The 12,358-nt window shown below is 60.8% G+C and carries 11 protein-coding genes; 1 reads left to right on the top strand and 10 read right to left on the bottom strand.

What is annotated here, in order from left to right; genetic code table 11:
- Positions 1 to 242: 242 nt before the first annotated feature.
- Both PQU92_RS18195 and PQU92_RS18190 read right to left on the bottom strand, forming a co-directional pair.
- A complete protein-coding gene (locus PQU92_RS18195; protein ID WP_272749722.1) occupies positions 243 to 983 on the bottom strand; it encodes an SDR family oxidoreductase in 741 nt (246 codons plus the stop codon).
- Positions 983 to 2,749, bottom strand: a complete 1,767-nt coding sequence (locus PQU92_RS18190) for a putative bifunctional diguanylate cyclase/phosphodiesterase (protein WP_272749721.1) — start codon at positions 2,747 to 2,749, stop codon at positions 983 to 985. The genes PQU92_RS18195 and PQU92_RS18190 overlap by 1 nt, the downstream gene beginning before the upstream one ends.
- A gap of 342 nt (positions 2,750 to 3,091) precedes the next feature.
- On the opposite strand from PQU92_RS18190, the gene PQU92_RS18185 reads away from it, so the two are divergent.
- Positions 3,092 to 4,270, top strand: a complete 1,179-nt coding sequence (locus tag PQU92_RS18185) for a glycerophosphodiester phosphodiesterase (protein ID WP_272749720.1) — start codon at positions 3,092 to 3,094, stop codon at positions 4,268 to 4,270.
- On the opposite strand, the gene PQU92_RS18180 is transcribed toward PQU92_RS18185, so the two are convergent.
- The 8 genes from PQU92_RS18180 to coxB form a co-directional block, all read right to left on the bottom strand.
- On the bottom strand, positions 4,257 to 5,552 hold the full coding sequence (locus PQU92_RS18180) for a M16 family metallopeptidase (protein WP_272749719.1): 1,296 nt from the start codon (positions 5,550 to 5,552) through the stop codon (positions 4,257 to 4,259). The genes PQU92_RS18185 and PQU92_RS18180 overlap by 14 nt on opposite strands.
- Positions 5,552 to 6,238, bottom strand: a complete 687-nt coding sequence (locus PQU92_RS18175) for an SURF1 family protein (protein ID WP_272749718.1) — start codon at positions 6,236 to 6,238, stop codon at positions 5,552 to 5,554. The genes PQU92_RS18180 and PQU92_RS18175 overlap by 1 nt, the downstream gene beginning before the upstream one ends.
- Before the next feature lie 89 nt (positions 6,239 to 6,327).
- The gene (locus tag PQU92_RS18170) at positions 6,328 to 7,203 is read right to left on the bottom strand and encodes a cytochrome c oxidase subunit 3 (RefSeq protein ID WP_272749717.1); all 876 of its coding nucleotides are present in this window, start codon (positions 7,201 to 7,203) and stop codon (positions 6,328 to 6,330) included.
- Positions 7,204 to 7,422: 219 nt separating this feature from the next.
- A complete protein-coding gene (locus PQU92_RS18165; protein ID WP_272749716.1) occupies positions 7,423 to 7,959 on the bottom strand; it encodes a cytochrome c oxidase assembly protein in 537 nt (178 codons plus the stop codon).
- Positions 7,959 to 8,123, bottom strand: a complete 165-nt coding sequence (locus PQU92_RS18160) for a cytochrome c oxidase system small membrane protein (protein WP_272749715.1) — start codon at positions 8,121 to 8,123, stop codon at positions 7,959 to 7,961. The genes PQU92_RS18165 and PQU92_RS18160 overlap by 1 nt, the downstream gene beginning before the upstream one ends.
- A 4-nt stretch (positions 8,124 to 8,127) precedes the next feature.
- Entirely contained in the window at positions 8,128 to 9,120 is a 993-nt protein-coding gene (gene cyoE / locus PQU92_RS18155; protein WP_272749723.1) for a heme o synthase, read from the bottom strand.
- A gap of 220 nt (positions 9,121 to 9,340) precedes the next feature.
- On the bottom strand, positions 9,341 to 11,029 hold the full coding sequence (gene ctaD / locus PQU92_RS18150) for a cytochrome c oxidase subunit I (RefSeq protein WP_272749714.1): 1,689 nt from the start codon (positions 11,027 to 11,029) through the stop codon (positions 9,341 to 9,343).
- Between the two features lie 23 nt (positions 11,030 to 11,052).
- Entirely contained in the window at positions 11,053 to 12,039 is a 987-nt protein-coding gene (coxB, locus tag PQU92_RS18145; protein WP_272749713.1) for a cytochrome c oxidase subunit II, read from the bottom strand.
- Between the last annotated feature and the right edge of the window lie 319 nt (positions 12,040 to 12,358).

The raw sequence follows: 12,358 nt of genomic DNA, 5'->3' as shown, positions 1-12,358 counted from the left end.
GCTTCTTGAACCCATTGGCAACATCCCACCAGCCGAGGCCGAACAACTCTACTACGCTGCCCTCGACACTTTAGAATTGGCCGCGTAACTTAAACCAATGAGCCTCCGGCAAAGCCGGGACGGTTCAACGTTCTGATCCGGTTGGATCAGAACGTACTCTAATATTTTTTGTTGGTCGCGCATTCAATTCCGAAAACCGCTGCACACTTTTCGGAAACGTAGTTCGGCGTAGCCAATGCGCTCTAACCCCTACCGTATAACGGCATGCCAGTGGCCATGACCGTCACGAACGGCATATTGGCTTCCGGCGGCAAGCTGGCCATATGGACGACCGTTGTCACCACATGCGCCACGTCGATGCGCGGTTCGGGTTTGAGGCCGCCATCGGCCTGTAGCACGCCGGTCTCCATCTTTGCCGACATATCGGTGATGGCGTTGCCGATATCGATCTGCGACGCCGTGATCCCCCAGGCGCGCCCGTCGAGGATCAGCGACTTGGTCAGACCGGTTATGGCGTGTTTGGACGCCGTATAGGGCGCCGAAAACGGTCGCGGCCCGTAGGCCGAGACCGATCCATTATTGATGATCCGCCCGCCCTGAGGCGATTGCCGCCGCATCAGGCCGAAGGCAGACCTCGCACAAAGAAACGCGCCGAAAACATTGATATCGATCAGGTTTCTGAGATCCGAAACCGACACTTCATCCAGCGGCACGGCGGGCGCACTGCGTCCGGCATTGTTGAACAAAAGATCCAGACGACCGAATTCCGCTTCGACATCATCGAACAGGGCCGTCACCGAGGCTTCATCGGCGACATCGGTGGGCATGACGCGGCCCTCTCCGATCAAGCCTTGTGTTGCTTCAAGCGCGTCCCGGCGGCGACCGGTCAGGACCACTCGATAACCCGCCTTTGCCAATCCGATGGCCACAGCACGACCGATGCCGCTGCCCGCCCCGGTGATCAGCGCCACGGGTCCGCTCATCAGGCGACATTATCCTTCAGAGGGGGGCCCTTGAGAGTCTGCCCCAGCGACCGGGCCATAAAAGCCTCGGCCTCAGGGGGCCTAAGCGCCTTGGCATAGCCCCAGCCCTGCCCGAAATCGCAGCCCAAAGTCGCCAGACGCCCGGCCAGTTCCATGTCCTCGACCCCTTCGGCGACGACGTCGAGCCCCAGATCGCGCCCCAGAGTCAATATTGACCGGACGATCTTTTCCGAAGCGGCTTCCGTCTTCATGGTGATGACGAACGAGCGGTCGATCTTGAGCGTGTCGAACGGCAGGCGCGCCAGATAGCTCAGCGAGGAAAAGCCCGTCCCGAAGTCATCGAGCGCGATCCCTGCCCCGGCCTCGCGCAGCGATTCCAGAATCCGCGCCGCCGCCTGCGGGTCGCGCATGACGTCACTTTCGGTGACTTCCAGCTTGAGCGCCTTACGCGGCAGGTCGTGGTCGCGGATCAGGCGCGACACATCCTCGACCAGATGCTGACGTTCGATATCGGCCGAGGACAGGTTGACGCTGATGAAGAAATCGTCGGGCAGGCCGTATTGCGCGCGCCATTTACCGAGCGTCTTGACCGTGCTGCCCATCATGATGGTCGACAGGTCGCACAAAAGCCCCAGATCGCGCGCCAGGCCCAGAAATTCGTCCGGCGGCACGATGCCGCGCTTGGGATGCACCCAGCGGGCCAGCGCCTCGAATCCGGCGATCGTGCCGGTCTTCAGATCGACGATCGGCTGATACCAGGCGCCGATTTCGCCGCTGACGAAGGCCTTGCGCAGTTCTGCCTCCAGCGCGAGCTGCGTCAGGCCGTCGCTTTCAAGATCGCGCTTGTACGAGGCCACGCCGCCGACACCCTTTTGCTGAGCCGCCTCGACGGCCATTTCAGCCCGGCGCAGCAGTTCGCCGCTGTCCAGCGCGCCCTCGCCGCCTTCGACCGAGACGGCCCCCATCGAAAAAGTCGGGTGGATATCGAATCCGGCCACGCTGATCGAACGCTCCATCCCCAGACGCATCCGCTCCGACACGCGAGGAAAGCCGCGCGTCGTCAAAACTGCGAACTCGTCTTCGCCCAGACGCGCCACGACGGCGGTGTCGTCGAACACTTCGCGCAGGCGCTGCCCCAGAATCGACAGGACCAGATCGGCGCGTTCGTGCCCCAAAGCCTCGTTAAGGCGGCGGAAACGATTGAGATCGCCGACCACCAGATCGTAATCCCCCGGCAGACGCAGCATGACCTGTGCCGCCTTGAGGAAGCCCTGACGGTTATAAAGCCCGGTGAGCGGATCGATATGCAGGTCGTGCACGTTGAACTCGCCGTAATCCTCGGTTGTATCGGCGTTCATCAGGCGCTTGACCTCTTCGGTCAGATCGCACAGCGTCCCGAGAATATTGCCCGCCGAGGCGCTGCGGCGACCGCGGAAGCAGAGCAGACGTTTGGACCGCGTCGTCAGCAGGCAGCGCAGTTCCCCGGCCTCCAGCTCCGATCCCTTGACGGCCTGACCCGACGCCGCCTGTTTCAGGGCGGCACTCAGGGTCTCCATCTCACGCACGTCGAAATGCGCCGCCAGATCCGACAGCCCGACCCGTTCCTTACCACCGCTGAGGTCGATATGCGCCAGCTTGCCGCTCAGTTCGAACCGCGCCCGCATGAGGTCGTAGCGCCACGCCACCTGTCCGGCAGCGTCGAGCGCGCCCATGACAAGGCCTGCGGCACGCGCGCCCGTCCCGTCGGACTTGGGTGAAACCTTCATCTCGTTTCCTGCCACGGGTTTCAGCAGGGCAGCCCCACGAAACCCGAATAGATTGACGCTCGACATACACACATCCGTCAAAAAACGTTTCTCAGGATTTAGTATGCAAAATGTGTTTATTTTCATCTAAGAACAGAATCGTTTCACGAGTGAAACGGGGCTTTTTATTATATTCTAAGCCCTTCTGACTTTAGAAGGCGCGATATTGCCGCCGAAAACCGCTGACACTTTTCGGCATATCGCTCGCGCAACTGTAGGTGAAAAGCCGGGGACAGGCAATCGTCATGCCCGTGTCATGACCGGCGATTAAAGAGGATGGAATCGTTTTCCGGAGCGTTTTTCATGCCGCACCCCGTTGACCCTGCCCGCCGCCGCTTTACCTTTGCCTGTCTGGCCGGAGGCGGCGCGGTTCTGACGACCGGCGCCGTGTTCGGGTCGTCTTTGGGTTCCACCTATGCCGCCGAGCGTTCCGTGCCGTCTTCCCGTCCTCTGATCGTGGCCCATCGCGGCGCCAGCGGTTACCGCCCCGAACATACGCTGGCCAGTTACGACCTGGCCATATCGATGGGTGCCGACTATATCGAACCCGACGTCGTCTCGACAAAGGACGGCGTACTGATCTGCCGCCACGAGCCGATGCTGTCCGGCACGACCGATGTCGCCGACAAGCCCGAATTCGCCGCGCGCAAGCGGACGATCAATGTTGATGGCCTGTCGATCACCGACTTCTTCGCCAGCGATTTCACCCTGGCCGAGATCAAGACCCTGCGCGCGCGTCAGGCCTTTGCCGAGCGCGATCAGAGCTTTAACGGCAAGTTCGAAGTCCCGACGCTGGACGAGGTCATCGGTCTGGTCCGCAACCACCGCAAGACCACCGGTCAGACGGTCGGCCTCTATATCGAAACCAAGCATCCGACCCTGCACCGCGCCGCCGGCCTGCCGCTGGAAGAAAAACTGATCGCGGCGCTGGCTGCGGACGGCCTCAACGTGGCGGGCGCGCCGGTCTTCCTGCAATCGTTCGAGGCCGGCAGCCTGAAGCGCCTCAAGGCCCTGTCGCCCCTGCCGCGCGTACAACTGGTCGATGGCGGCGAGGTCGATTACGCGACCGGTGAGGTCGGTGCGTCGGTCCCGTTCGACTGGGCCGCCGCCGGACGCAAGGGCACCTATGCCGACATGCTGACGCCCGCGGGCCTGAAAGAGGTCGCGACCTATGCCGACGTCGTAGCGCCGTGGAAGCGTTACCTGCTGAAAGCCGTAGCGACCGGTCCGGTCAGCGACAAGACCGCCGACGCCGATTGCCGTATCGTCGCCAATCCCGTGCTGGTGCGCGATGCCCACGCGGCGGGCCTCAAGGTCCACACCTGGACCCTGCGCAACGAAGCTTTCCGTCTGGCAGAAACCTATAAGGGTGACCCAGCGGCGGAATTCCGCCAACTGTTTGATCTGGGCGTCGATGGCGTCTTCACCGACTTTGCCGACACGGGCGTCGCGGCGCGCAATAAGTGGATCAAGCCAAAATAGCTTCGAGCCGCTTTTGCGGATCGGTTTTCAGAGATGGCCCCAGAATCGCCGAAGCACAGGTCCTGGCCGACAAAACGCGTTCGCCGACGCGTTTGAGGTCGTCAAGCGTCACCGCCTCAAGCTCTGCCACCTGCTCGTCTATGCCGAACACCCGGTCGTAGGTCAGCAACTGCCCGCCCAGCGTCCCGGCCCGCTGCCCGGCGTTTTCGTCGTGCAGATAGAGCGAGGTCCTGTACTGCGCCCGCGCCCGTTCCAGTTCGGCCTCCAGCGGTGCCGTCGCCAGATCCCGCATCACCGTGACGATCAGTTCGCACAGATCGGCGGCATCCTTCGGGGCGCAGCCGGCATAGATGCCGAAAATGCCGGTATCGCGAAACTGAGTCGTCCACGCGTCGATGCTGTAGGCCAGACCGCGGTCTTCGCGCGCCTGCTGAAACAGGCGCGAGGCCATGCCGCCACCGAGGATTTCCCCGAACAGTTTCAAGGCATAGAGATCGTCGTCGTAACGGCTGACGCCTTCGAAGGCCAAAGTCAGATGGCTCTGTTCGATCTTGCGGGCGTGACGGATGGCGGTGGGCACAAAGGGCGGCGGGCTCGCCTCCGCGCGACGCGGGCGACCGGCAACCCCCATATGGGTCTGCGCCGCCGCGATCAGGGCCTCGGCCTCGACGCCGCCGGAAACGCACAGCACGATTTCGGACGGGTTGTAAAGCTGGGCGATATAGTCGCGCAGGGCGTCGGTGCGGGCGGGTGCCAGACTTTGCGGCGTGCCTAGGATCGGCCGCCCCAGAGGATGATCGCCATAACAGGCCGATTGCAGCAGATCGAAGACGTGGTCGTCGGGCGTGTCGAAGGCTTCGGAGATTTCCTGCTCGATGACCTTCTTTTCGCGTTCCAGCTCACCGGCCTCCAGTACCGGGCGGAACATCAGGTCACCCACGACCTCAACCGCCAGCGGCATCAGGTCGGCCATGCCGCGCACCTCGAAGCGGGTATGTTCGTACCCGGTCGAAGCGTTTATCGTGCCGCCGCGATGCTCGATGACCTCGGCCAGTTCGCGAGCGCTGCGCTTGCCCGCGCCTTTGAAGACCATGTGTTCGGCCAGATGCGCCCAACCGGACTGCTCCGGCGCCTCGAAACGCGCACCACCGTGGACGACGGCGGTCAGGGCGAAGGTTTTCAGGCCCGGCATCGGATCGTGGATGACCCGCAAACCATTATCAAGCGTTACACAGGCGGCCTTATCTACACCGAGAGGGGCACCCAACAGGGTCGAACTCATCATATTCCTTTGCGCGCGCGCTGATACAGCACCGCTATATAGACACCGATCAGCGCCACCGCCAGTCCGTACCAGGTCAGGGCGTATTCGAGATGGCGATTGGGCAGGTTGGCCGCTGCATTGACGGGCGTCACGCCAGACCCGACCGGCTGGCTGGCGGCGATGAAGTAGTCGCCGCGCAGTTTCGCGTTCCACTGGTTCGACAGGTCGGTGACATTACGCGAATACCAGTTTCCGCTCTTCGCATCGTTCGGCGGTGTGAACCCGTTCGGCGCCTCATAGGGACGAAGACGCCCGGTCAGGCTAAGAGATGATGGCCAGTCCAGAGGCCCTTTCGTGGTCGCAAAACCGAGATCGGCCACGATGGCGTCCTTGCCCAGCGGACACAGGGTCAGGACGTGGAAACCGGCCACGCCCTCTTTGATGCCGTGCATATAGACGACCTTTTGCGGATCGACCGGACAGGGCAGAGTCACCTGACGCCAGGCGACCTCACCCCCCCGGTTCAGCAGGGTTTCGGCGGCCACCGGCGGCAGCTGACGCGTGCGCTCCAGATCGGCCAGCAGTTGTTGCTTCCAGTGCAGACGCTGCAATTGCCATGTGCCGAGGCCGATCAGCACGGCCAGCGCCAGACCGACCGCGATGGTCAGCCCCAGGGGCAGGTTTTTGAACAGCTTGATCGTCATGAGGCCTGATGCCGGGGTTAAAAAGCCGAAGGCGACGGCACCGTTTCCGGTGTCCGCCGCCTGAAATATTCAGCCGTAAAAGCCAATATCTAGTGCGCGCCGAAGATCACGTAGATGAAGGCGAACAGGAACAGCCACACCACGTCGACGAAGTGCCAGTACCACGCCGCCGCTTCAAAACCGAAGTGCTTTTGCGGCGTGAACCCACCGGCCAGCAGACGCAGCAGGCAGACAAAGAGGAAGATGGTCCCGATCAGGACGTGGAAGCCGTGGAAACCCGTCGCCATGAAGAAGGCCGAGCCGTACAGCGTCGAATTGGCGGCTTCTTCGTTAAAGAACAGGTGATGGTGCAGAATGTGATGATATTCGGCGGCCTGAACGGCGGTGAAGACGACCCCGAGGATAACCGTCAGGATCAGGCCCCACTTGGTACCTTCGCGGTCGCCCTGCTGCAACGCATGGTGCGCCCAGGTCACCGTCGTACCCGACAGCAACAGAAGCAGGGTATTGACCAGTGGCAATTGCCACGCCGACACGGCTTCGATGCCCTTGGGCGGCCAGGTCGTCCACGAATTGCGGACTTCCTCGATCGCGGAATGGATACCGGCGCGGTGTTCGTGGAACAGGACGGCTTCGAAGAAAATCCAGAAGAAGGCCACGAAGAACATGACTTCCGAAGCGATGAACATGATCATGCCGTAGCGCAGGCCGATCTGAACGACCGGCGTATGGTCGCCCGCCTTCGATTCCTTGATCACGTCGCGCCACCAGCCGAACATGACGTAGAGCACGCCCAGAAGACCGATGCCGAAGAGGACCGGGCTCTTGTCGAGCTGACCGAAGCCCAGACCCTTCATCCACACCACGACCCCGAGGAACATGACGGTCGCGAACAGCGAACCGAGCAGCGGCCACGGGCTGGGGTTGATGATGTGATAATCGTGTTTCACGGCGTCATTGGCCATAGTCGTCAACTCACCTCGATGCGCCGATCCCCCTGAACGAGATGACGGCAGATTTTTTATAGTCTATCGGACCTTGAGCGGCGCCGAACTTAGTTAGCTCAGATGTAGGCCAAATCGGTTTTGAACACAATCCGACAGGGCGTTTTTCTTGAGACAATATGCCCGTATGCGACACATCGTCACACACACGAACATACCTACGCAGTACACTGAATTGGTTTATTTTTTCGCCACTTCTGACGGAAAGAACGTATAGGACAGCGTCACGTCCTTCGTATTTTTGGCGTCGATATCCTCCAGCATCTTCGGATCGACGTAATAGACGACCGGGAAGGTCCGCGTTTCTCCCGGTTTCAGAGTCTGGTCGGTGAAGCAGAAACACTGAAGCTTCATGAAAAAAGCGCCCATGGATTCGGGCAGGACATTGTAGCTGGCGCGCCCCGTCACCGGCTGATCCGATTCGTTCTTGACCGTAAAATAGATCATGTTGGTCTTGCCGATCAGGGTGTCCTGAACCGGCGTTTCGACCTTGAAGCTCCAGTCGATATTGTTGGCATTGGTATCGAAATAGACGCGAATCTTCTTGTCCGTGACGTGCGACGCCTCCGCCGTGGCGCGCTGGGTCGTACCGTCGAACCCGGTCACCTGACAGAACATGCGGTACAACGGCACCGACGCATAGGCCAGCCCGAACATGCCCGCCAGACCGGCCAGGCAGTACAGAACGACCTTCTGGTTACGGCTGATCTTTTTCATCAATGCGGCGTGTTCTGCATCATACGCGTCAGCGACACGAGGAAAACCAGCACAACAAAGGCGAACAGCGACAGGCCGATGGCGATATTGCGGCGCTTCTGCGCGGCCAGATAGGCCTTCTTGTCGGCTTCGGGATCGGGGAACAGGTCCTTGGAATCGGTCATGAGCTTAGGCTCCCGTAAAGGCGTGATGCAGCAGAAGGGCGGCAAACAGCGCCGTCAGATAGAGGATCGAGAAGGCAAACAGGTTGCGCGCGGCCAGAGCTTCTTTCTTGACGTCATAGAGCGAATTCTCGCCGCCTTCGGGGTGGTCGCCGGCCCGCGACAGGAACAGCTTCACCGCCAGAAAGACGAAGAAGGCCCCGCCCAGGACGGACACGACGGCATAGATCATGCCGCCCATACTGAACGCGATAGGCAGGCAGGCGACCGGCGCCATGATCAGGCTGTAGAGCAGGATTTGCAGACGCGTCGATTTCGCGCCCTTGACAACCGGCATCATGGGGATGCCCGCCTTGGCATAGTCTTCGGCGGTATAGAGCGCCAGTGCCCAGCTGTGCGGCGGCGTCCACAGGAAGATGATGGCGAACAGTATCCACGCCTCAAGCGGCGCATGACCGGCCGCCGCGGCCCAGCCGATGACCGGCGGAAACGCCCCTGCCGCTCCGCCGATGACGATATTCTGTGGCGTGCGACGTTTCAGGACCAGGGTATAGAAGACGACATAATAGAGGATGGTCAGGGCCAGCAAACCCGCCGCCAGCGCATTGATCGACAGCCACATCATGGCCACCGACAAAAAGCCCAGCACGCCGCCGAACGCCATGGCATCCGCTTTCGACACACGGCCCGCCGCCACCGGACGCGTACGGGTGCGGCGCATCAGGGCGTCGGTTTCGCCTTCGATGGCCATGTTCAAGGCCCCGGCCGACCCTGCGCCGAGCGCAATACACAGGACGGCCACGAATGCCAGAAAGGGATTGATGTCGACCGGTGCCACGACCAGACCCGTCAGGCCGGTGAACACCACCAGCGACATGACGCGCGGTTTAAGGAGCTGGAAATAGTCCCTCGGCGACCCGCGCAGAGCCTTTTGACCATAGGCCGGATGCGCGGCCTCAGGGGTTTCGGGCGTTGGGGTTTCGATGTGCGCGGTGTCGATATTCAAAACGGTACTCGCATTTGGATAAAGCAAAGGGGATGATCGCATATGCGCCCCATCCCCCTTTTTTAACGGCTGAAAGAATTGCCTACGCAAGTCTTTCAGCAAAGTAAGCGAAAAATTTCCCGAGACTCTAAGCTTACGCCGCCTCAAGAAATTTTTCTCAAAACAGACCCCGCTTAAAAGTACCGGCGAAGCCGGCAACTTTTAAGCGATAAGATTAGTGATGACCGTCGTCGTCCTTGATCACCGGCAGTTCGGAGAACTGGTGATACGGCGGCGGCGAGGACAGGGTCCATTCCAGCGTCGTGGCACCCTCGCCCCACGGATTGGCGTCGGCCTTGCGACGGCGGATGACCGACTCGACGATCATGATCAGGAAGACCAGAACGCCGATCGCGGTGATCGCATAGCCGATCGACGAGACCTTGTTCCAGTAGGCATAGCCTTCCGGATAGTCGACATAGCGGCGAGGCATGCCTTGCAGACCGAGGAAGTGCTGCGGGAAGAAGATCAGGTTGACGCCGACGAACATGACCCAGAAGTGAATCTGCCCCAGAAGCTCGTTGTACTTGATGCCGAACATCTTCTCGTACCAGTAGTAGAAGCCGCAGAAGATGGCGAACACCGCCCCCAGCGACAACACGTAGTGGAAGTGCGCCACGACGTAATAGGTGTCGTGCAGCGAATAGTCGATACCCGCGTTCGACAGCACCACGCCGGTCACGCCACCCAGAGTGAACAGGAAGATGAAGCCGATGGCCCACAGCATCGGGACCTTGAAGTCGATCGAGCCGCCCCACATGGTCGCGATCCACGAGAAGATCTTGACCCCGGTGGGCACCGCGATGACCATGGTCGCCATGACGAAATAGGCGCGCAGGTTGAAGCCCATGCCGACCGTGTACATGTGGTGCGCCCACACGATGAAGCCGACGAAGCCGATGGCCACCATGGCGTAGGCCATGGCCAGATAGCCGAAGACCGGCTTGCGCGAGAAGGTCGAGACGACATGGCTGATGATGCCGAAGCCCGGCAGGATCAGGATGTACACTTCCGGGTGACCGAAGAACCAGAACAGATGCTGGTACATGATCGGATCGCCACCGCCGGCCGGATCAAAGAAGGCCGTCGCGAAGTTGCGGTCCGTCAGCAGCATGGTGATGGCGCCCGCGAAGACCGGCAGCGACAACAGCAGCAGGAAGGCGGTGACCAGAACCGACCACGCGAACAGCGGCATGCGGTGCAAGGTCATGCCCGGGGCGCGCATGTTGAAGATGGTGGTGATGAAGTTGATCGCACCGAGGATCGAGGACGCGCCCGACAGGTGGAACGAGAAGATCACCAGATCCATCGCCGCGCCGGGGCTGCCCTTGGTCGACATGGGCGGATACATGGTCCAGCCGCCGCCGAAGCCGTGCTCGGCCGCGCCGCCGGGACCGCCCGGCGTGAACAGCGAGAAGCACAGCAGGACGAAGGACGCGACCAGCAGCCAGAACGAGATGTTGTTCAGGCGCGGGAAGGCCATGTCCGGCGCGCCGATCATGATCGGCACGAACCAGTTGCCGAAGCCACCGATCATAGCCGGCATGACCATGAAGAAGATCATCAGGATGGCGTGGGCGGTGACGACGGAGTTGAAACCGTGCTTGCCCTGAAAGATACCCAGTTGCGCCAGGAAGGACTTGTCGTTGAAAATCTGGATGCCGGGCTCATAAAGCTCCCAGCGGATCAGGCCCGACAGGGCGCCACCGGCCAGACCGGCGAAGATCGCGAAGATCAGATAGAGCGTGCCGATGTCCTTGTGGTTGGTGGACAGGAACCAGCGCGCGAAGAAACCGGGTTTATGGTCGTGATCGTCGTGACCGTGGTGGCCGTGATCATGAGCGACAGAAGCATTCGATGCCATGACGTTCGTCTCTCTTATCTAAATTATTGAACGGCGGGGGCCGCAGCCGAAACGGCAGCCTCTCCCGCAGGTGCATCGGTTGCCGCAGACGCAGCGGTCGCGCTCGAAGCCGCGGCCGCGTCAGCCGCTGCCTTTTCCGCTTCGATCTTCGCCGCCGCAGCCTCGGCCGCCAGCATGGCTTTCGTCTTGCCGCCCGCCTTGACGATATAGGCGTCGAACTGTTCCGGCGTCACGACGCGGATGGCGATCGGCATGAAGGCGTGATCGACGCCGCACAGTTCCGAGCACTGACCGTAGAAGATGCCGGTCTTTTCCGCCTTGAACCAGGTCGAGTTCAGACGACCCGGAACGGCGTCGGTCTTCAGGCCGAAGGCCGGGAGCGCGAAAGCGTGAATCACGTCGTAACCGGTGACCTGAACCTGAACCACCTTGCCCACCGGCACGATCAGTTCGTTGTCGACACCCAGCAGATAGGGGACATTGGCCTTATGGGCGGTGTCCAGTTCGCGGGCTTCGGGCAGGAGACGCGATTCGACGCCTTCGACACCCAGTTCCGGATAGTCGTAGGTCCAGTACCACTGATAACCCGTCGCCTTGACCACCACGTCGGGGGTCGGCATGTCGTTATATTTACGCAGCAGCGAGAACGAGAAGAAGGCGATGACCACCAGAATCAACACCGGGATCAGCGTCCAGGCGATTTCGATGGCGGTATTGTGCGAGAACTTGGCCGGGACCGGATTGGTGCGCTTGTTATAGCGAACGATGATCCAGATCAGCAGCACCAGCACCAGCAGGGTGATCACCGTGATCACCGGCATCAGCACGATATTGTGGAACCAGATCGCGTCATGCTTCAGCTCGGCGAAGCCCTGCTGAAGATGAATCGCCTTGTCGGTCGGCATCCCTTCCTTGTCCTGAGCGAAGGCCATGCCCGCACTCATCAAGGCCGTAGCCCCGGCTCCCAAAGCAGCCCCCCAACCAGCCAAAGTCAGCCTTCGGATGCCCATGCGCAAATTCCTCAATCTGGGCGCCTGCCGTTCCTGTCTTGAATCGCAGGAACGTCGCGACACGCCGTTAATCCTCGGTCTAGAGCATGATGGCTTTTGGTAGAATCACCATCCCGCTCTAATTATTTTTTTGCCGCGATATTTAGTGTCGAAAACCGCTCACACTTTTCGACATATCGCTCCAGGGTGCGACATGTGCCCGCACGGGACACAGAGTCACACCTTCGTCTAGTGTTCCCCATAATGCCATATCGGCGAATTGCAAAGGGCTAAAACGCGTATTCCCTGCCCACCGCAGGGTCTTTGTCCACCTTTTGGC

Origin of the sequence: Asticcacaulis aquaticus, from assembly GCF_028550415.1 — a bacterium.
In the GTDB taxonomy this organism is placed as follows: domain Bacteria; phylum Pseudomonadota; class Alphaproteobacteria; order Caulobacterales; family Caulobacteraceae; genus Asticcacaulis; species Asticcacaulis aquaticus.
Note: the sequence above shows the minus strand (reverse complement) of the source record. Positions and strands in the feature narration are given on the sequence as shown.